Annotated in this window: 23 protein-coding genes; 12 read left to right on the plus strand and 11 right to left on the minus strand. The window is 62.7% G+C overall.

Translation table 11 applies throughout. From position 1 onward, the window contains the following. Positions 1-8: 8 nt before the first annotated feature. From NGM99_RS08710 to NGM99_RS08720, 3 genes are all read left to right on the plus strand, one after another. Complete coding sequence (locus tag NGM99_RS08710) at positions 9-194, plus strand: hypothetical protein (protein ID WP_252818048.1); 186 nt, start codon at positions 9-11, stop codon at positions 192-194. 170 nt (positions 195-364) lie between these two features. Further along, positions 365-571 carry a hypothetical protein gene (locus NGM99_RS08715; RefSeq protein ID WP_252818049.1) on the plus strand — a complete coding sequence of 69 codons (207 nt, stop codon included), beginning with the start codon at positions 365-367 and terminating at the stop codon, positions 569-571. A 10-nt stretch (positions 572-581) separates the two neighbouring features. Beyond that, complete coding sequence (locus NGM99_RS08720; RefSeq protein ID WP_252818051.1) at positions 582-830, plus strand: hypothetical protein; 249 nt, start codon at positions 582-584, stop codon at positions 828-830. 3 nt (positions 831-833) lie between these two features. On the opposite strand, the gene clpS is transcribed toward NGM99_RS08720, so the two are convergent. The 3 genes from clpS to NGM99_RS08735 form a co-directional block, all read right to left on the minus strand. Beyond that, a complete protein-coding gene (gene clpS, locus NGM99_RS08725; RefSeq protein WP_252818053.1) occupies positions 834-1,154 on the minus strand; it encodes an ATP-dependent Clp protease adapter ClpS in 321 nt (106 codons plus the stop codon). Positions 1,155-1,222: 68 nt separating this feature from the next. Further along, complete coding sequence (locus NGM99_RS08730) at positions 1,223-1,432, minus strand: hypothetical protein (RefSeq protein ID WP_252818055.1); 210 nt, start codon at positions 1,430-1,432, stop codon at positions 1,223-1,225. A gap of 172 nt (positions 1,433-1,604) precedes the next feature. Further along, positions 1,605-2,024: a Kazal-type serine protease inhibitor domain-containing protein gene (locus NGM99_RS08735; RefSeq protein ID WP_252818057.1), complete on the minus strand. Its 420-nt coding sequence runs from the start codon at positions 2,022-2,024 to the stop codon at positions 1,605-1,607. Positions 2,025-2,384: 360 nt separating this feature from the next. On the opposite strand from NGM99_RS08735, the gene NGM99_RS08740 reads away from it, so the two are divergent. Both NGM99_RS08740 and NGM99_RS08745 read left to right on the plus strand, forming a co-directional pair. Next, positions 2,385-2,597 (plus strand): cold-shock protein, encoded by a 213-nt coding sequence (locus NGM99_RS08740; RefSeq protein ID WP_252818058.1) that lies wholly within the window; start codon positions 2,385-2,387, stop codon positions 2,595-2,597. 384 nt (positions 2,598-2,981) lie between these two features. Further along, positions 2,982-3,194: a cold-shock protein gene (locus tag NGM99_RS08745; RefSeq protein WP_252818060.1), complete on the plus strand. Its 213-nt coding sequence runs from the start codon at positions 2,982-2,984 to the stop codon at positions 3,192-3,194. A gap of 45 nt (positions 3,195-3,239) precedes the next feature. Here the strand turns inward: NGM99_RS08745 and NGM99_RS08750 are convergent, their stop codons facing one another. Continuing rightward, complete coding sequence (locus NGM99_RS08750; RefSeq protein WP_252818061.1) at positions 3,240-4,856, minus strand: GMC family oxidoreductase; 1,617 nt, start codon at positions 4,854-4,856, stop codon at positions 3,240-3,242. A gap of 179 nt (positions 4,857-5,035) precedes the next feature. On the opposite strand from NGM99_RS08750, the gene NGM99_RS08755 reads away from it, so the two are divergent. Further along, complete coding sequence (locus NGM99_RS08755) at positions 5,036-5,392, plus strand: acyl-CoA thioesterase (protein ID WP_252818460.1); 357 nt, start codon at positions 5,036-5,038, stop codon at positions 5,390-5,392. 3 nt (positions 5,393-5,395) lie between these two features. Here the strand turns inward: NGM99_RS08755 and NGM99_RS08760 are convergent, their stop codons facing one another. Next, on the minus strand, positions 5,396-6,034 hold the full coding sequence (locus tag NGM99_RS08760; protein ID WP_252818063.1) for a LysE family translocator: 639 nt from the start codon (positions 6,032-6,034) through the stop codon (positions 5,396-5,398). 78 nt (positions 6,035-6,112) lie between these two features. Between NGM99_RS08760 and NGM99_RS08765 the strand changes: the two genes are divergently transcribed. After that, positions 6,113-6,835 (plus strand): helix-turn-helix transcriptional regulator, encoded by a 723-nt coding sequence (locus tag NGM99_RS08765; RefSeq protein ID WP_252818065.1) that lies wholly within the window; start codon positions 6,113-6,115, stop codon positions 6,833-6,835. Here NGM99_RS08765 and NGM99_RS08770 read toward each other — a convergent pair. The 5 genes from NGM99_RS08770 to NGM99_RS08795 all read right to left on the minus strand — a co-directional run bounded on the left by NGM99_RS08770 (position 6,822) and on the right by NGM99_RS08795 (position 12,197). Continuing rightward, positions 6,822-7,730 carry an energy transducer TonB family protein gene (locus NGM99_RS08770; RefSeq protein ID WP_252818067.1) on the minus strand — a complete coding sequence of 303 codons (909 nt, stop codon included), beginning with the start codon at positions 7,728-7,730 and terminating at the stop codon, positions 6,822-6,824. The genes NGM99_RS08765 and NGM99_RS08770 overlap by 14 nt on opposite strands. Positions 7,731-7,739: 9 nt before the next feature. Next, entirely contained in the window at positions 7,740-9,053 is a 1,314-nt protein-coding gene (locus NGM99_RS08775) for a hemolysin family protein (RefSeq protein ID WP_252818068.1), read from the minus strand. A gap of 80 nt (positions 9,054-9,133) precedes the next feature. After that, positions 9,134-9,958, minus strand: a complete 825-nt coding sequence (locus NGM99_RS08780) for an extensin-like domain-containing protein (RefSeq protein WP_252818070.1) — start codon at positions 9,956-9,958, stop codon at positions 9,134-9,136. A gap of 142 nt (positions 9,959-10,100) precedes the next feature. Continuing rightward, positions 10,101-11,255, minus strand: a complete 1,155-nt coding sequence (locus NGM99_RS21580; RefSeq protein ID WP_289852409.1) for an extensin-like domain-containing protein — start codon at positions 11,253-11,255, stop codon at positions 10,101-10,103. 48 nt (positions 11,256-11,303) lie between these two features. Beyond that, positions 11,304-12,197 carry a DMT family transporter gene (locus NGM99_RS08795; RefSeq protein ID WP_252818072.1) on the minus strand — a complete coding sequence of 298 codons (894 nt, stop codon included), beginning with the start codon at positions 12,195-12,197 and terminating at the stop codon, positions 11,304-11,306. Between the two features lie 258 nt (positions 12,198-12,455). Here NGM99_RS08795 and greA point away from each other — a divergent pair, with 258 nt between their 5' ends. The 3 genes from greA to NGM99_RS08810 are packed head-to-tail and all read left to right on the plus strand — an operon-like array spanning position 12,456 to position 14,718. Beyond that, on the plus strand, positions 12,456-12,929 hold the full coding sequence (greA, locus tag NGM99_RS08800; RefSeq protein ID WP_252818073.1) for a transcription elongation factor GreA: 474 nt from the start codon (positions 12,456-12,458) through the stop codon (positions 12,927-12,929). Beyond that, positions 12,926-13,990 (plus strand): glycosyltransferase family 4 protein, encoded by a 1,065-nt coding sequence (locus NGM99_RS08805; RefSeq protein ID WP_435371414.1) that lies wholly within the window; start codon positions 12,926-12,928, stop codon positions 13,988-13,990. Before greA ends, NGM99_RS08805 begins: the two co-directional genes overlap by 4 nt. Continuing rightward, on the plus strand, positions 13,987-14,718 hold the full coding sequence (locus tag NGM99_RS08810; RefSeq protein WP_252818075.1) for a glycosyltransferase family 25 protein: 732 nt from the start codon (positions 13,987-13,989) through the stop codon (positions 14,716-14,718). The genes NGM99_RS08805 and NGM99_RS08810 overlap by 4 nt, the downstream gene beginning before the upstream one ends. Here the strand turns inward: NGM99_RS08810 and NGM99_RS08815 are convergent. After that, entirely contained in the window at positions 14,715-15,185 is a 471-nt protein-coding gene (locus NGM99_RS08815; RefSeq protein ID WP_252818076.1) for an Lrp/AsnC family transcriptional regulator, read from the minus strand. The genes NGM99_RS08810 and NGM99_RS08815 overlap by 4 nt on opposite strands. A gap of 200 nt (positions 15,186-15,385) precedes the next feature. Here NGM99_RS08815 and trxB point away from each other — a divergent pair, with 200 nt between their 5' ends. Together trxB and NGM99_RS08825 are read left to right on the plus strand one after the other, a co-directional pair. Next, a complete protein-coding gene (trxB, locus tag NGM99_RS08820) occupies positions 15,386-16,357 on the plus strand; it encodes a thioredoxin-disulfide reductase (RefSeq protein ID WP_252818077.1) in 972 nt (323 codons plus the stop codon). A gap of 23 nt (positions 16,358-16,380) precedes the next feature. Next, on the plus strand, positions 16,381-17,283 hold the full coding sequence (locus NGM99_RS08825; protein WP_252818079.1) for a LysR family transcriptional regulator: 903 nt from the start codon (positions 16,381-16,383) through the stop codon (positions 17,281-17,283). Positions 17,284-17,470 lie beyond the last annotated feature (187 nt).

Here is a 17,470-nt window from a genome sequence, read left to right on the forward strand (position 1 = left end):
AGGCGAGAATGACCGCAACCGAGAAGCCCGTCGATGTCGTGCCGGCGTCCAACAAGAAGAAGGACGACCAGAGCGAGCACTCGCATATCGAGCATTCGGTGACCGAACGCGAGGCCTTGCATAAGGACGGCGGCGACGACGCTACGACCGGCAGGAGCAGCAAGAGTGAGACGGGGCGTAAGCCCGAGCGCTGAGTGGCTTTTTGCCGGGCTCCTTGGTCGAGAAGACTGGCGCTGGATGAGTGATGGGTTGGGGGGCTGCTGTTGCAGGCCCCTTTTCCTTATGGCGCCACGTTCCTCACGTCCGATTTGAAGGAACCGGCAGAGTCCGTCGCGATTGGCCTCCCATCAGGAGGAAATCGACCATGAGCGGAAACGAACACCCCAAGACGGCGCGGCCGAGCGACAAGGATCTGCGCGACAATCCAGGCATCGGGGCCTCCAAGGGCACGGCCAAGCTGGGCGACGATGATGTCCTCGACGGCGAGAATACGTTTGAAGGCGACGTGGAGAACGACGCGTCACGTGCCAATCGTATCGACCCGAACAAGACGGGTCGCACCAACAAGTGAGGAGGATATCATGGCCGGCGACAAGACCCACGAGCAGCAGCAAGCCATCATCGAAAAGCGCGTGAATACGAAGAACGCGGACGAAAACTTCGATGCCGAGGCGGATCTGAAGATGTCAGCTGAAGAGAAAGCCGCGCGCGACCGGGGACGTGACCTCGATACCCATCATGAGGCGGGCACCACCGATCCTGACGATCGTTCAATCCTGCGCGGCATGCACCAGGAAAGCGAGCACAACAAGAAGCGTGCTGATCGCTGAGATTTACTCCTCGGGTTCCGTCGTAAAAAGCAACGGAAAGCCTGCGGCGCGGCCGGCATCGGTCGCCCGCGTGGCCTTCGTTTCAGCAACGTCCTTGGTGTAGACGGCAACCACGCAGACGCCTTTCTGGTGCGCGGTGATCATCACGCGCTGGGCCTGATCGGCATTCATCCGGAACTCTGCTTTCAAGACCATCACCACGAATTCGCGCGGCGTAAAGTCGTCATTGACGAGCATGACCTTGTGCAGCTTCGGGCGTTCGACCTTCGGCTTCGGCTTGGTCTTCGGGATCGTCGGAGCTTCGGGAGTATTGGTCTCGGGCATGGCTGAGCCTTCCCTTCGAATGTGTGCGAGGGCGCTATCTAGTTCAGCTCAAACGAAAGGCCAAGGCTTCAACGATCACGGATCGTCTCGCGCGGATGCCGACGGGCGAAGTCGCGCGAGACGAAACGACCCGTGCGGCAACTGCGATGCGCGCCATGCGTCGAGCCGCCGCCACGGCGTTCGCTCATGGTTGTTTCGGGATTGCGGCGGGCAAAGGTGGAGGACACGAAGCGGCCATCGACGGCGCTTCGGAACAGTCTGGAACGGGTGTTTTGCATGCACCGCATATGGTGCTTCAGCTGTCGAATTTCGAGATGTAAAGGGTTTTAAAACAGCAGGTTAGTGCGATATTCGACGGTGTCACTGCAGGCTTGCAAGAGGCTGGCCCACAGCGAGTTCGATAGGCGATCGGCATGGCGCAGGTCACGCCATGCCTTTCACCAGATCAGCTCAGCATTCGCCGCGGTCGATGACGCGATAGCCGGCGCTGTCTGCCTCGCATTCATTGCCGAATGTCCTCACGTCAGGCCCGCGACGCCCACAGACGGGCGCATATTCGCGGGTGCAGAAACGGTCACCACCGCCGCCGTAGGGCGGGCGTGGCCGAGGCGGCGGGCCGAACCGGCATTCGCCATCGCCGATGATGCGATATCCCGCCCGGTCGGCGAGGCACCCATTGGCGAATGTCTGGCGATCGGGTCCGCGGCGGCCGCAAACCGGTGCATATTCCCGGGTGCAGAAGCGTGGTCCAGGTGGTGGGCCGGGGTCGATCACAGGGCCGGGCTCGTCCACCACAACAGTACAGGCCGACAGGACGAAGAGCAGGCCGGCGGTGCCGAGCTTGCTGGCGAGTGTTTTGGCGGGGTGCATCCATTCCTCCTGATGCAGACATCGAACCACCACACACTGTCCCTTCGCGCGCATGGTTTGCAGGTGGCAAACTGGAGCGCGAATGGGGCTAAATCAATGCCGGCCGCATGCTTCCCACAGCTCCTGTGCGACATCTTGCGTAGGGGAAGTTCCCATGTCATCATCCGCACGTTCGGGCATTCTCTGACCCGGTGACTGGAACGTTTTGGACGACCCTTTCCCCGACCACTTTGAATCTCTGACGTCCCGCCGCACTGTGCGGAGGGAAGCCCATGGCCATGCCTTCGGGCGTGGTCGGATACAACCTCGGCCCGCCTTCCCAGAGAAGTTGGCGGGTTAATCTCAGGAAGGGAACACTCCATGGCGCAGACCGGCACCGTGAAGTTCTTCAACACCACCAAGGGCTTTGGCTTCATCACGCCGGAAGGCGGCGCCAAGGACGTGTTCGTTCACATTTCGGCAGTCGAAGCCTCGGGCCTGCGCACCCTGGTCGACGGTCAGAAGGTCACGTTCGACGTCGAGCCGGACCGCATGGGGAAAGGCCCGAAGGCCGTCAATCTGCGCGCGTCGTAAGATCCGACGTGACCTAGAGGCAGGTTAATCGGGTTGCTTCATCTGCTTCGCTAAACATGAGGTCTCGCCGCGCTTCGAACACTCGATGCGCGGCGAAAACTTAACATAGGTCAGCTTTACATCCGCAGTGCAAGTTTTGCTTGCTCACTTATAAAAAATGACACACAAAATCCCAGTTCGGGCATTTGGCGGCCCGGAGACTGGAATGGACTGTGCAGGACCCTTGCGATCCGCAATGGAAATCCGGCTGGATCCCGAGCCGTGGGTGGATGCCCCAGCCTCACCGCGATCCGCTGTTTCTTCTCCACCGACGGTTGACCGAGACCGCTCGGGGCTGGAACGCCCCGGCATGAACAAGTGCGACGGGAAACAAGGGAGCTTCCCATGCCGCAATCCGGCACCGTAAAATTCTTCAATCACGCGAAGGGCTTCGGCTTCATCACGCCCGATGACGGCCAGAAGGACGTATTCGTGCACATCTCCGCCGTACAGGCCTCTGGGCTTCCGGGCCTCGAAGACGGCCAGAAGGTAAGTTTCGACACTGAGCCGGACAAGCGCGGCAAAGGCCCAAAAGCCATCAACCTGACGATCGGCTGAAGTCGGCACGATCCCGTGCCGCCCGCGACGTCTTGCGCGGGCGGCTCAAGCATTGTCTTCCAGAACGAGAGCGGCGCCCTTCGCACCGGTCACGATGGCAGCGGCGTTGGTGTTGCCCGCGATGATGTTCGGGAAAATCGAGGCATCGATCACCCGAAGACCGGCGATGCCGTGAACCCGCAAGCGTGCATCCACGACTGCTTCTCGTGCATCGGGACCCATCCTGCACGTCGAGACGGGGTGGTAGACCGTGCCGGAGCGGCAGCGGAAATCCGCGATCAGTTCGTCGTCCGATTGGCACGCCGCGCCAGGAAGCATCTCCTCTTCCGTGATGGCGCGGATCGGCTCCTGCGCTGCGATGCGGCGAAGGAACTTTACCGCGTCGAGCATCTCCCCAACATCGTGATCGGTCGAGAAGGCATTCGCGACGATGCGCGGTGGTGCAAGCGGGTCCGCTGAACGAATGGCTATATGCCCGACGCTGGTGGGACGACAGTTGGATAGCCCGATGGAGAAGCCGGGCCATGGATCGGGGGACAGGATCGGGCGCTCGCCCGCGCGCGGCAGGACGGTCGAGAAAGCCTGGAAATAGAGTTGCATGTTGGGGCGGGAACGGTCCGGCCGGGTCCGGAAAAAACCACCACCCTGATTCATGCTCATCGACAGCGGCCCGCGCCGCAGGAGCAGGTATTGCGAGCCTGCCAGAGCCTTTCCCCACCAAGGCCGCAGCAGTTGGTTGAGCGTCGGCAGTTTCGCTTTCCAAGTGTAGTTGATGCCCAGATGATCCTGCAGGTTTTGACCGACCTGTGGGCTTTCGTGGACCGCTTCCATGCCATGTTCGCGGAGAAGCGCAGCGGGTCCGATGCCGGACAGCTGCAACAGTTGCGGCGAGTTCACGGAACCGCCGCTCAGGATGACTTCACGGCCGGCGTGGACCCGTAGGCTTTTCCCGTGCTGTCTGAATTCGATGCCGACTGCCCGTTTGCCTTCGAACAAAATGCGCGTGGCGAGCGCGCTGGTTTCGACGCGCAGGTTCGGTCGCCTCATGGCAGGGCGCAGGAACGCACGCGCGGCCGACATGCGGCGTCCATTGCGCGTCGTCAGCTGGTAGATCCCCACGCCCTCCTGATGCTCTCCGTTGAAATCCTCGTTGAGGGCTAGGCCGGCCTCATGCGCGGCGCGCAGGAAACGAGCGGTCAGCGGATGAACGTGCCGGCGGTTGTCGGTGACATGCACCGGCCCGCCTTGTCCGCGCCATTCATCAGCGCCGGCCTCGTTGTCTTCCACCGCCTTGAAGACGGGAAGGAGATCATCGTAGCCCCAGCCGGGATTACCTTGATCGCGCCAATCGTCGAAGTCGGCGGGGTGGCCACGTACCCAGACCATGGCATTGATGGAACTCGACCCGCCGAGCACCTTGCCGCGCGGCCAGTGGTCGGCATTGCCGGCCAAGCCGGGGTCAGGCTCGGCGCTGTAATTCCAGTTGACCTTCGGGTCCATGAAGGTTTTGCCGTAGCCCAGCGGCATCTGTACGAAAAAGCGCCGGTCGCTGCCGCCCGCCTCGATCAGCAAAACGGTGAAGCGCCCGTTTGCGGAGAGGCGTTCGGCCACCACGGAGCCCGCCGAACCCGCACCGACGATGATGAAATCATAAATCTGCATGGGGAATTGGTCGCGCGGGGCTGCGTGTTCCCGCTGCGCTTCTTCCGTCACCGCTTGTGAGAAAAGCGACTGCGTTGACGCATCCCTTGCTGCCCCGTAACCCCTGATCCGAAATGGAGCTCGAGCCCTTGACCGATCAAGCCCGCCCCGAAGGCGAACTCACTTTGCGCACGCTCGCCATGCCGGCCGACGCCAATGCGGCGGGTGATATTTTCGGCGGCTGGGTCATGGCACAGATGGATCTGGCATCCGGCATTCGCGCAGCAGAACGCGCAAGAGGGCGCGTGGTGACGGCCGCGGTCAAGGAAATGTCCTTCGCCAAGCCGATGAAGGTCGGCGACACGCTCTGCATCTACACGCGCGTGGCGCGTGTCGGAAACACATCCATCACGCTCAAGGTGGAGGCTTGGGCGCAGCGCTACCTGTCGCATCTGATGGAAAAGGTGACCTATGCGGATTTCGTGATGGTCGCACTCGACGGTGACGGGCGGCCGACCCCGGTGCCCCCGGAGGACAGCACGGTCGGACCGAGCTGAGTCTCACGCGCTCGCATGCCAGCCTTGCCACAAGGTGAGGCCGGCCACGAGGATCAGAAGCAGGCCTGCGCTCCGGCCTATCCAGGTCGTGATGTCGGGCCGACCGACAAGGAGGTTGCGGCTCTCGCTGGCTGCAAATGCCAGGCCGCCATATACCACGAACTGCGCGAATACCGTGATGATGCCCAGGGCAGTCGCCTGCTGCCAGAGCGGTCCGTGGACCGGCCGTATGAACTGCGGGAATACCGAAAGCACGAAGAGATAGGCTTTCGGGTTGATAAGGCAGGTGACGAGGCCCTGGCGGAAGGCGATAAAGGCTGAACGGTTCTGCACCTTGTCGACACCATCCACCGTGATGCTGCTGCGGGCGAGCGTCCAGCCGATCCATGCCATGTAACCGGCACCTGCGATCAGCATCAGCTTCACCAGCCCCGGCATCCATTGGAGCACAAGGCCCAAACCCACCGCGCCGAACAGTGCATGGGCGGCGCCTCCCAGCATCACGCCACTCGTGGCGGCAAGTCCCGCTCGGCGTCCTCCCGTGAGCGCATTGGCGAGCACGAACAGCATATCCATGCCCGGTACGATCACGATGCCGAAGACGAGCAGCGCATAGAGCCAAAGAGTTTCGGTATAGGTCATGGACTGTCCTCGGGGTTTCGACGAGGAGGGCTTTAAGATACCGCTATGGCCAGCGCTGTGTCAGTTGAGGAGCCGCCCATGCGCAAGGCTACGCGCCTCTTCGAGATCATCCAGATCCTGCAACTTGCCAAGAAGCCGGTCACGGCACAGACCTTGGCCGCCCGCATGGAGGTGGCACAGCGTTCGATCTATCGCGATATCGCAGCGCTGCAGGCCATGCGCGTGCCGATCGAGGGCGAGCGCGGGATCGGCTACATCCTGCGGCCGGGTTTCACGCTGCCACCGCTGATGTTCACGGTGGAAGAAAAGGAGGCCGTGGTTCTGGCGCTCGCACTTCTCCAACGAACCGGCGATGGAGCGCTGAAACAGGCAGCGCAGCGGGTGACCAGCAAGATCGCAGCGACGATCCCACCACCTCTGCGCCGTGCCTTGGATGCCAAGGCGATCCATGCATGGGGATCGGTGGCGCTGTCGCCTGAAGGAATCGAGCTCGCGCTGGTGCGTCAGGCCATCCGTGATGAGCAGAAGATTTTCATCCGCTATCGGGACGAAAAGGGAAGCGAGACGGAGCGGACGATCCGTCCCATTGCGCTGATCTACTATTCGGAAACGGCGAACATCGTCGCGTGGTGTGAGTTGCGGGAAGCGCTGCGAAACTTTCGCACGGAGCGGGTTGCGGCAAGCGCGGCGCTGCCCGAGTTCTTTCGCGGAGACGGGGACAGATTGCGGAAGGCGTGGATAGCCGGCTGGGACATTAATCGGCCTGCTTCAAGGCAAACCGCACCGCTCAGTGCCGGGTGATGTCGGCGCCATCTCGTATACCTCGGAACGTCGCCAAGTTTTCGCCTTCGTTTACCAGGCAGGCCATCATGATCGAGCCGCCGGGACGCGAGAGTGATGAAAGAAATGCGCGCCTGCCCATGCTTTTCGCTGCGTCTTCCGGTTTCATCACCAGTTCGACGACCGTGCCGTCACGATAGGGCGAAAGCTCGGTCTTTTCGATCTCGCCGGGTTCGAGGCCGAATGCCGTGCGCATCAGATCGATGATGGCGGTCAGGCGGCTCGGTGCATCGGGTTCAGGCTCCTGTGCGCTGTTCGCGGCTTCGAAACGGACTGCGCAGATCTTTTCGGGTGCCGGCGTTGGCGTTTCCGACATACGCGTTTCGGGTGTGGGCTGCTCGGGCAGTTCGACGACATCGAGCACGAGCTCATGTGGCAGACTGCCTCTCGGTGCTGCGATCGAGAAAGGCTGCGGCACTTCGAGACGATAGCCGGCATTCGTGTCGGCATAGAGCTTCATTCGCTGGCCGGACGGCACGTCGAGTTGAAAACGGACCGGGACCTGGACGGTCAATGGCTCTTGCTTCATGTCCGGTGCAAAGGCCGGCAGCCGGCCAGTGCGCCGTACCATATCGATTGCCTCCGCATCGATTGCCGGCACGCCTGACGGCTTAGCGACCTCCACCTGCGTGATCGACCCGTCGGGCAGCACATTCAGCTTGATCTGTGTGGTGGCGCTGCCACCGATCCCATCCGCGCCCGTTCCTTGTCGCTTGTAGCGCGCGATGGTCTGCTGCGCGCTCGCCATCCACTCGCGCTTGTTGGTGATGGCAGGCGCCTCGATCAGCGCTTCTTCAGCCGAGGCCGAACCGACCAGAAGCGAGGTTGCGGCAAGCAGATGGACAAGTCTCAACATGGACAATCGTCAGTTTTGCAGAAGCCCCTCGCGATGTGGGCTCGGCATGCGACTGGCGATCAGCTTGTCGATACGGCGGCCGTCGAGATCGACGACCTCGAAGCGCCAGCCTTGAGCGTTGAGCGTCTCGCCGGCATTGGGAAGGTGATGGAGCACGGACAGGATGAAGCCCGCCGCCGTCTCATAGTCGCGATTTTCGGGCAACTCGATATTGAGCAGTTCGGCCATCTCGTCGGCGGGCATGAAGCCTGCGATCAGCCAGGATCCGTCGTCACGTTGAACGAAGGACGGCTCATCCTCGTCGAGGTCGGCGCGGAACACGCCGGTGATGGCTTCCAGAATGTCGGCAGGTGTCACAAGGCCTTCGAAGTGGCCATACTCGTCGTGCACGAGCGCCATCGGCACATCCGATTCGCGTAGCGTCGAAAGCACGTCGAGCGCATCCGCCTGATCGAGCACGATAGGGGCTTCGCGAACGTGCTTGCGCGGATCGAACGGTTCGTTGGCGATCATCGAAGCCAGCACTTCGCGGGTGTGGATCACACCGATCATCGAATCGACCGAGCCTTCGCCCACCGGCAGGCGCGAGTGGGGGCTGGCGAGCAGCAGCGCCTTGCTCGTTTCCTCATCGGCCTCGAGGTTGAGCCAATCGACCTCGGTGCGCGGGGTCATCACGCCGCGCACCGCGCGGTCACCCAAGCGCATCACGCCGGCGATCATGCGGCGCTCATCCGATTCCAGAACGCCGGCGCTTTCCGCTTCGGCGACGAGCATCTTGATCTCTTCGTCAGTGACCTTTTCCTCGCTCTCGCCGCGCTGGCCGAGAAGCCATAAAACGCCTCGTCCAGAAATATCGAGGAGCCAGACGAGCGGAAGCGCGACCTTGGCGAGGACCGACATCGCTGGCGCCACGCGAGAGGCAACCGCCTCGGGGTCGCGGAGCGCAACCTGCTTGGGCACCAGTTCGCCGAGGATGAGAGAGCCATAGGTGATCAAGGCGACCACGATGCCCACGCCGAGCGCATCGGCGGCGCCTTGGCTCATGCCGGCATCAGCGAGGGTGTTCGCCAGACGCTCGCCAAGCGTAGCGCCCGAGAAGGCACCAGAAAGAACACCGACCAGCGTGATGCCGATCTGGACCGATGACAGGAAGCGTCCGGGGTCTGCGCCGAGCCTCAAGGCGGTCTCTGCGCCGCTTACCTTGCGCTCCGCCATGGCCTTGAGCCGGGCAGGGCGGGAAGACACCACGGCGAGTTCAGACATCGCGAGGAGACCGTTTACCAGCACCAGCGCGACAACAATTCCAATCTCGACGTAAATCATTCCCATTCCGAATAGAGACGAACCGTAGGACAAGCTCGCGCCTGCCCCTCAGGTTCCAACAGGGAACACTCTATCGCAGATCAGCGGCAGGCGCGGTAGCCGTTTCTTCGGTCCTTGATGTCGAAGTGGAAGTGGTTGCGGTGGTCGTAATTGTAGCCCGGCCCCAGAACCGTGGTGAAATACGAGCAGCCGTCCGCGCGAACATTGTTGAGCAGGCCCTTCTGTCGGAAGGAGAAAAAGCCCGGCTTCTTCACATCGATCTTGTCGCCATTGTTGAGCTCGATCGCCATCACGTCGAGCGCATTGCCCTTGGAATGCTCGGAGGCCACGGATGTGCGTGCGATCTTGCGGCAGGAGTAGCTCGACCCCTGATGAATGGTGCGCACGCCCGAGAAGTAGCGCCAGCGGGCGGACGGCACGAGCTCCTTTTTCGTCCATTCGGCGAAGGCAAGCGCCATCTGGCATGAAAGCGTCGCGGCCGGCCTCATCTCGACGCTGCCGATAGCGGAAACCTTGACCGGCTGGTCGATGCGGCATGCACCACCCTCGTCGATGGGCGCCAGCGGCGTGTATGCCACGTCGAGCTTTTCGAGCTGGCGGCGGCAATCGGCTTCCTCTGCACTCAACTGGATCATCGGCGAGGCCGGCGGGTCCATGCGCGGATAGCCGACCAGATAGGGATCGGAGGGAACCAGCCGCTGGAAGCCGCCGCTTTCCTCGTCGTCCACGGCCGGATCGAGCGGCGCTGACATGGGTGCCGATACGGGTGCAGACATCGGCGCAAGGGTGGCCGTGGGGCGCGGTCCGTCCATGTCGAGCACGCCATCGGTCGAACAGGCGGAAAGGACTGACGAAAGCGCCAGAAGCGCCGTGAGCTTCCGCAATTCCATTCGTTTCAAGATCATCGCAATCGCCTTGGATTGGCGAGGACGTTAGCGGTGAAGAGTAAACGAAGGCTGGCGAGAAGGTTAACAGGCTCTCTCAGTCAGACGCGACCCGGCGAAGCGCATCGCCCTGACCACACGACCGTCCCATGTTTGTACATGCCTACTGGCAGAACGTCCCGCCATTCTTGCGTTCGGCCAGGTCGAGATGAAGATGCGTGGCGTGATCCGCGTCGCTGCCTGGCCCGAGCACGGTCTTGAACGGGCCACAGGCGCGCTTGCGCACTTCGCGCAGGAACTCTTCGCCCTTATCGCCAGGAACGGGGCTGACCGAGAGCTCCGTCTTATCCGCAAACGAGAAGCTGCCGATGTCGAGCGCGTTGCCGAATGCGTGCTCGGAGAGTTTGTTGGTGCCGTGGCGGGGGCGGCACACATAGGCGGAGGCCTGTGAGAGCGAGACGAGATCGCTCGTCATCACTTCGCGGCTGAGCGGCTGAAGCGTTGAAATGGTGAAAGTGGCGGCAGCTTCGGCCGTGGCGCAATTGAGCAACGCACCGGGTTCGACCTTCACTTCCTTTGTCAGGCGAGTGAGGAGAATCGGAAAAGGCATGGAACACCCTGCTTCGGTGTCGCCTTCGGCCGGGCGGTCTTCGAATTCTGCGCCCAATCCCTTCAGCCGTGCTCGGCAGGCTTTTTCCGTTTCCGGCATGATGGCGGGCTGGGCCTTCGTTGCTGCTTCCGGCTTGGCTTCGGCAGGGGGCGTGGGAATAGGAGCGGGCTCGGTTGCTGGTGCTGGTGTCAGTGCCGGCTCAGTGGGATCGGGTGACGGAAGAGGGGCTTCCTGAGAACCCGGCAGTTCCTGTGGCTCCGTTGCCGGCTTTTCGGTTGGAACGGGAGCCTCTGTCGCAGAAGGCAACTCTTCCTTCGGCAGCTCGGGCGCGGTTGGTTGAGAGCCCATGGATGGCGCCGGCGATGTCTCGGCCGCGGGTGCTGCCGGTTCCGTCGGATCAGGCGTTGGGACCGGTGCCGACTGCCCCTGAGGCAGTTGCTGCGGCTCTTCCTGTGCGGGTGTCGCAGGATTTGCCGGGTCGGCGCCAGGGCGAACGGGCTGGGTTGCAGCGACGGCCGGGGTGGGGGACGCCTGAACCGCTGCTTTGGCGCGCGGCGTGCGATGACGCTTGCGGGTCTGCTTCTTTTTCTCGATCTGGGGAATCTGGAAGCTGCCCTCGGTGCGCTTCTGCGCATAGGCCTCTCCTCCTGCTGGGAAAAGCAACAGAGAGGCGAATGCAAGCGAGACGAGGCGGGCGGCAATCTTCATAAACGATCAAGATGGCGCTTGGTCCGAACTCGGCAAGTTGCCCTTCGCTTATCCTGCGGCAGCACGACGCTTGGCGGCCCAGGCCGGCAAGGTTTCCACCGCGAGGATGGCCGCGAAGATGAGCGCACAGCCAAGGAAGCCGATGGGCTTCAAACGGTCGCCCATGAAAATTGCGCCGAAGAGAGCGGCGAAGATCGATTCGGACGCGAGCAGGATTGCGGCTGTCGGCGCGCTGACATGGGCCTGCGCCACCGCCTGAAGCGTGAAAGCGATGCCGCTCGAAACGACGCCTGCATAAAGCAGGGCCGGCAGCACACTGATCATCGCGGCCCAACTGACCTCCTCGGTCGCAAGCGCCGCAATCAGACCCAGTGTGGCGCAAACGATGAACTGCACCATGGAAAGGGTGACCGGCCGCCCCGTGCCGTTGGCGAAGCGACTGATGAAAACGAGCTGAAGCGCAAAGAACGCGGCACCGAGCACCGTCAGCCCGTCACCGATCACCAGCGCGCCGATCTGGCCACCCGACAACAGCCATATCCCGAGCATCGCGACGACGACCGCCGGCCAGACGATCGGATTCGGCCACTGCCGAAAAAGCAGCACGGCGAAGAGAGGCACCATCACGACATAGAGCCCGGTCAGAAAGCCGGAATTGGTCACCGTTGTCGTCAGGAGCCCGATCTGCTGCGCTGCCGAGCCGGCGAACAGGAAGAAACCGATCAAGGCGAATACCAACCAGTCGCGTGAGCCGAGGCTGAGCGGGGCACGTCGTCCTTCGTGCAGGGCGAATGGCAGGATCACGAGGCTCGCCAGGCAAAACCGGATGGCGACGACGGTATTTGGCCCCAGCACTTCCATGGCCCGGGTCTGCGCCACGAAGCCGAAGCCCCATAATGCGCCGACAAGAAGAAGGATGAAACTTGCGGCGAGACGCGACATCGATGGCCTGGAGGTCAAGAATTTCTGGCAGCTCTAGAAAGCTGTCAGTGCATGATCAAGTGCATCGGTTGCACTGATGATGGGCCACTGACTTTTGCGCGTGGAAATCGGATGTTGGCTTTGCTATATTGCGTGCCGAACATGCAAGCGGTTCCGCCGGCTTACCGGCCGGCGGACCGCTTTCGTTTTGGCTCGCGCAGGTTTGAAAGCGGAAGATCTCGACCCGGCGCGGGCATCCAATCCGAAGGACGGCAGACCATGAATAAAGTCCCGATGACCGCTCCGGGGTTCAATTCGCTCAAGGAAGAGCTGCGCTGGCGCCAGCAGGAAGAGCGTCCGCGCATCATCGAGGCGATCGCCGAAGCGCGCGCGCATGGCGACCTTTCCGAGAATGCGGAGTATCATGCGGCCAAGGAGTCGCAGAGCCTGAACGAGGGTCGCATCAATGAGCTCGAGGACGTCATCACCCGCGCCGAGGTGATCGATGTGGCCAAGCTTTCGGGTGACAAGGTAAAGTTCGGCGCGACCGTGATCCTGGTCGACGAGGACACCGAGGAAGAAAAGACCTACCAGATCGTGGGCGATCAGGAAGCGGACGTGAAGCTCGGCCGTATCTCGATCTCCTCGCCGATCGCGCGTGCCTTGATCGGCAAGGCGGTGGGCGATGCCATCGAGGTCAACGCACCCGGCGGCGCGCGGGGCTACGAGATCGTCGGCGTCGAGTTTCGCTGAGCTTGAGCGAGACCACCGACATGGGCGCCGTCGAAGTTGTGGCGCCCAACTTCAAAAAACGCCTTTCCGGCGTCACCAGCACCATCGTTCAGCTCGTGCCCGTACAGGCGCGCGATTATCGCATCGTCACCCTGGGGCCGGGCCTGCCTGACAGTCTGCCGCATATGCGATGGTGGCAGGTGCCGGCCCTTCTGCTCAAACCTCGGCGGCGGCTCGCGCGCATCTGGCATGCGCGGCGCAATATCGAGATGGTCGGTGGTCTCGTGCTCAAGCATCTGTTCCGGGCGCCGCTGAAGCTCGTCTTCACTTCCGCTGCCCAGCGTGCGCACAAGCCGTTCACGAAATGGCTGATCCGACGCATGGACGCGGTGATCGCCACCTCTGCGCGCTCGGGCTCCTATCTCGAAGTGCCGCATGACGTGGTAATGCACGGCGTCGATCTCGCTGTGTTTCATCCGCCAGCGGAGGGCGAGCGCGGTGTGAGCGATCTGCCGGGGCGCTATCTCGTCGGCTGCTTCGGGCGCGTGCGGCATTCCAAGGGAACGGACCTCTTCGTGGACGCGATGATAGCACTCCTGCCTTCGCATCCGGAATGGAGCGCGTTAATCACCGGTCGGGCGACGGCCGAGCACCAGAGTTTCCAGAACGAACTCGAGCAGCGTATCGCCAAGGCGGGCCTGAGCGACCGCATCCGTTTCCTGGGCGAGGTGCCCGAAGTCGCGAGCTGGTATCGTCGCGTACACCTCTATGTGGCGCCCTCGCGCAATGAGGGCTTCGGGCTCACGCCGCTCGAAGCCATGGCTTCCGGCGCAGCCGTGGTGGCAACCGATGCGGGCTCCTATGCCGAGCTGGTGGTGCCGGGTGAAACGGGAGCGGTCGTGTCGGCGGGCGAGGAGAGGGTACTGATCGATGCGATCAGGCCCTATCTCAACGACCCGGAACTTTGCGAGCGCCACGGGCAAGCGGGCCTTGCCGTGGTGCGCGAACGCTTTCCGCTCGACTCCGAGGCGGCAGGCGTGGCGCGCGTTTACGAGCGCCTGTTCCGGGATGGCGCGCGGTGAAGACCCGCGCCTATGTGATCCATCTCGCCCGCGCCACCGGCCGTCGCGCCAATGCCGAGCGGCTTCTCGCATCGCTGCCCATGCCTGGGGAGATGCTAGACGCAGTGGACGCGAAGCGGATGACGGAGGCCGAGTTCGCGGCCGCCTACCGCCCGAACCTTCTCAAGCCGCGCTACCCCTTCGCACTTCGCCAGACGGAGATCGCCTGCTTCCTTTCCCATCGAAAGGCGTGGGGCACGATTGCCGCAGGCGAACTCGATGGCGGGCTCATCCTTGAGGACGATGTCGAAGTCGATGTACCGGTACTTGAGGCAATCCTCTCGGCTGCGGATGGTGTTCTGAGGCCCGGCGACTATCTGCGCTTTCCCCAATATCTGCGCGATGAAAGCGGCCCCGCGCTCGTCCGCTCCGGCGATGTCTCCATCATCGAGCCGCGCGTGCCGGGGCGGCGCATGTTCATGCAGTGGGTCGGCCGCGACGCGGCGGTCAAGCTCGTCGCGGCGACCGAGACGTTCGACCGCCCGGTCGATGCGCTGCTGCAATTGCCGTGGCTGCTGCCGGTGCGCGTCCTTACCGCGCGCCCGATTGCAGTGCGCGAAATCAGCGGCGAGTTGGGCGGCACGACCGTGCAGAACAAGAACAGGACCCTTGGCGAGACACTGGCGCGCGAAATCAAACGGCCGCTTTATCGCATCGCCGTTCATTGGCACGGGATGCGTCGGGCTTAATCGATCGGAACCGTGCCCTCGTCCTTGAACTGGCGGATGGTGAGCGCGGTGCGCACCGTGTCGACATTGGGCGCCGATGTGAGCTTTTCGATCACGAAGCGCTGGAAGGTCCCCAGATCGCGCGCCACGCAGTAGAGCATGAAATCGGACTCGCCTGACACCAGCCAAGCGCGGCGCACGATCTCCCAGCCCTCCACGAGCGTCGAGAAGGCGCGCAACTCGCTGTCGGACTGGTGCTTGAGACCGACGAGACAGATTGCCGTTACGTCGAAGCCCAACTCGCCGGCATTCAGCATGGCGCGATAGCCGCGAATGACGCCCGCTTCCTCCAGCCGGCGCACGCGGCGCAAACAGGGCGGGGCCGAAATGCCGACGCGGCTCGCGAGCTCGACATTGGTCATACGCCCTTCGTCCTGAAGCTCGCGCAGGATTTTCCAGTCGATGGCGTCGAGGTCGGCCTTCAGCATAGCCTTCTCTAGCGGATCGAAAGGCGCTTGCCAGCCCTGCAAAGCATGGCTTTTCCCCAGCCGCGACGCTCCGAAAGCGCTTCTGCCATGCTCTCGCCTTGCGGGAAGGCAATCACACTTCCTAAATGTTAAACGGGGATAATCTTCGTTTAAGCTCCTTTCGAGGGGAACCGCGCGACCCGCGCGCCGAGGCACCAGACATGACCAAGCATGCACCCGTCATCATCATCGGTTCCGGCCCGGCCGGCTATACGGCCGCCATCTATGCAGCGCGCGCGATGATGAAGCCGATGCTGATCGCCGGTCTGCAGCAGGGCGGACAGCTGACGATCACCACCGAAGTCGAGAACTATCCGGGCTTCGCCGACCCCATTCAGGGTCCGTGGCTGATGGGGGAGATGCACAAGCAGGCCGAGCATGTCGGCACCGAAATCGTGTCCGACCTGATCACCGAGGTCGATCTCGACGGACGCCCCTTCCGCCTCAAGGGCGATTCGGGCACCGAATACACGGCTGATGCCCTCATCATCGCAACCGGCGCGCAGGCCAAGTGGTTGGGTCTGCCATCGGAGCAGACCTTCATGGGCTTCGGCGTTTCCGCTTGCGCCACCTGCGACGGCTTCTTCTATCGCGGCAAGGATGTGGCGGTGATCGGCGGCGGCAATTCGGCTGTCGAGGAAGCCCTTTACCTGTCGCATATCGCCCGCCACGTCACGGTCGTGCACCGCCGCAACGAGTTCCGCGCCGAACGTATCCTGCGCGAGCGTCTGGCCGCCAAGGAGAACATCACAGTTCTCTGGGACCACGCGGTTGACGAAGTGGTGGGCCTCACCCCGAAGGCGCCGATGCCGCCTTCGGTTAACGGCATGCGCGTCAAGAGCGTGCATACGGGCACTGTCACCGAGCTCAAGGTGGACGGGGTGTTCGTCGCCATCGGCCATGCGCCGGCAACCTCGCTGTTCGAGGGCAAGCTCAAGATGAAGCCGGGCGGCTATCTCTGGACCGCGCCGGACTCCACCGCGACGGATCTGCCGGGTGTCTTCGCTGCCGGCGACGTGACGGACGACGTTTATCGCCAGGCGATTACCGCCGCCGGCATGGGCTGCATGGCGGCGCTCGAAGCCGAGAAATATGTGGCGAGCCTCGAAATGCATCGCGAGGCGGCGGAATAGCGGTGGCGGGGGAAGCCTGAAAGATGGGTCTCGATTGGGATAAGCTTCGCGTTTTCCACGCGGCCGCCTCCGCTGGTTCCTTCACGCATGCGGCGGACACGCTACGCCTGTCGCAGTCGGCCATCTCGCGTCAGGTCAGCGCGCTGGAGCACGATATCGGCGTGCCGCTCTTCAACCGTCACGCGCGTGGGCTGGTGCTGACCGAACAGGGCGAGATGCTGTTCCGCACGACCCATGACGTGATGGCGAAGCTCGAATCGATCCGCTCGCGGCTGACCGAAACAAAGGACAAGCCTTCAGGCATCCTCCGCGTAACCACCACCGTGGGCCTCGGCGCCGGCTGGCTTACCGAGCGGCTGCCGGAGTTTCTCGACCTTTTCCCGGAAATCCAGATCCAGCTCGTTCTCGCGAACGAAGAGCTCGATCTCACCATGCGTCAGGCCGACTGCGCCATCCGCATGCGCCAGCCGCAGCAGCCGGACCTGATCCAGCGCCGGCTTTTCACCATGCATTTCCACCTCTATGCAAGCCCGTCCTATATCGCCAAGCATGGCAAGCCGGAAACGCTGGAAGAGCTGCGGGCGCATCGCCTGATCACCTTCGGCGAGCCGGTGCCGACCCATCTGAGCGAATTGAACTGGCTCGAAACGCTGGGCGACTATGACGACGACGACCGCCGTCGTGTCTCGACCTTGCAGATCAACGACCTGCTTTCCATCAATCGCGCCGTGAAGCGGGGTGCGGGCATCGCCATGCTTCCCGACTATGTAGTGCCGAAAGATTCGGAGCTGGTGCAGATCCTGCCGGAAACCGAGGTGCCGTCCTTCGACACTTACTTCTGCTACCCCGATGCGATGAAGAACCAGGCGAAATTGCACGCGTTTCGCGACTTCATGATCGCCAAGGCACGTGCCTGGGCATACTAAGCACGACATGCTGCGCTGCACAATTTAGGTGCAGTGCGTGCCTCATGCTTAGTCCAGCACATAATGCATGGCTCATTTGCAAAACACGTGCTTGAAGAAAAGGCAGTCACTGCTCATATTACAAACATCTCCCGGGCGTTTCTCCTCCCATTGACGCCTGCGAGTGTTCCCCTCTGGAGGTTTCGCC

The organism is Mesorhizobium liriopis (assembly GCF_024053505.1).
In the GTDB taxonomy this organism is placed as follows: Bacteria; Pseudomonadota; Alphaproteobacteria; order Rhizobiales; family Rhizobiaceae; genus Mesorhizobium_B; species Mesorhizobium_B liriopis.

Excerpts from the sequence above, each read along its gene's own strand:
- NGM99_RS08710 (WP_252818048.1), top strand. The coding sequence starts at position 9 with ATGACCGCAACCGAGAAGCCCGTCGATGTCGTGCCGGCGTCCAACAAG.
- NGM99_RS08715 (WP_252818049.1), top strand. The coding sequence starts at position 365 with ATGAGCGGAAACGAACACCCCAAGACGGCGCGGCCGAGCGACAAGGAT.
- NGM99_RS08720 (WP_252818051.1), top strand. The coding sequence starts at position 582 with ATGGCCGGCGACAAGACCCACGAGCAGCAGCAAGCCATCATCGAAAAG.
- clpS (WP_252818053.1), bottom strand. The coding sequence starts at position 1,154 with ATGCCCGAGACCAATACTCCCGAAGCTCCGACGATCCCGAAGACCAAG.
- NGM99_RS08730 (WP_252818055.1), bottom strand. The coding sequence starts at position 1,432 with ATGCAAAACACCCGTTCCAGACTGTTCCGAAGCGCCGTCGATGGCCGC.
- NGM99_RS08735 (WP_252818057.1), bottom strand. The coding sequence starts at position 2,024 with ATGCACCCCGCCAAAACACTCGCCAGCAAGCTCGGCACCGCCGGCCTG.
- NGM99_RS08740 (WP_252818058.1), top strand. The coding sequence starts at position 2,385 with ATGGCGCAGACCGGCACCGTGAAGTTCTTCAACACCACCAAGGGCTTT.
- NGM99_RS08745 (WP_252818060.1), top strand. The coding sequence starts at position 2,982 with ATGCCGCAATCCGGCACCGTAAAATTCTTCAATCACGCGAAGGGCTTC.
- NGM99_RS08750 (WP_252818061.1), bottom strand. The coding sequence starts at position 4,856 with ATGCAGATTTATGATTTCATCATCGTCGGTGCGGGTTCGGCGGGCTCC.
- NGM99_RS08755 (WP_252818460.1), top strand. The coding sequence starts at position 5,036 with ATGCCGGCCGACGCCAATGCGGCGGGTGATATTTTCGGCGGCTGGGTC.
- NGM99_RS08760 (WP_252818063.1), bottom strand. The coding sequence starts at position 6,034 with ATGACCTATACCGAAACTCTTTGGCTCTATGCGCTGCTCGTCTTCGGC.
- NGM99_RS08765 (WP_252818065.1), top strand. The coding sequence starts at position 6,113 with ATGCGCAAGGCTACGCGCCTCTTCGAGATCATCCAGATCCTGCAACTT.
- NGM99_RS08770 (WP_252818067.1), bottom strand. The coding sequence starts at position 7,730 with ATGTTGAGACTTGTCCATCTGCTTGCCGCAACCTCGCTTCTGGTCGGT.
- NGM99_RS08775 (WP_252818068.1), bottom strand. The coding sequence starts at position 9,053 with ATGATTTACGTCGAGATTGGAATTGTTGTCGCGCTGGTGCTGGTAAAC.
- NGM99_RS08780 (WP_252818070.1), bottom strand. The coding sequence starts at position 9,958 with ATGATCTTGAAACGAATGGAATTGCGGAAGCTCACGGCGCTTCTGGCG.
- NGM99_RS21580 (WP_289852409.1), bottom strand. The coding sequence starts at position 11,255 with ATGAAGATTGCCGCCCGCCTCGTCTCGCTTGCATTCGCCTCTCTGTTG.
- NGM99_RS08795 (WP_252818072.1), bottom strand. The coding sequence starts at position 12,197 with ATGTCGCGTCTCGCCGCAAGTTTCATCCTTCTTCTTGTCGGCGCATTA.
- greA (WP_252818073.1), top strand. The coding sequence starts at position 12,456 with ATGAATAAAGTCCCGATGACCGCTCCGGGGTTCAATTCGCTCAAGGAA.
- NGM99_RS08815 (WP_252818076.1), bottom strand. The coding sequence starts at position 15,185 with ATGCTGAAGGCCGACCTCGACGCCATCGACTGGAAAATCCTGCGCGAG.
- trxB (WP_252818077.1), top strand. The coding sequence starts at position 15,386 with ATGACCAAGCATGCACCCGTCATCATCATCGGTTCCGGCCCGGCCGGC.
- NGM99_RS08825 (WP_252818079.1), top strand. The coding sequence starts at position 16,381 with ATGGGTCTCGATTGGGATAAGCTTCGCGTTTTCCACGCGGCCGCCTCC.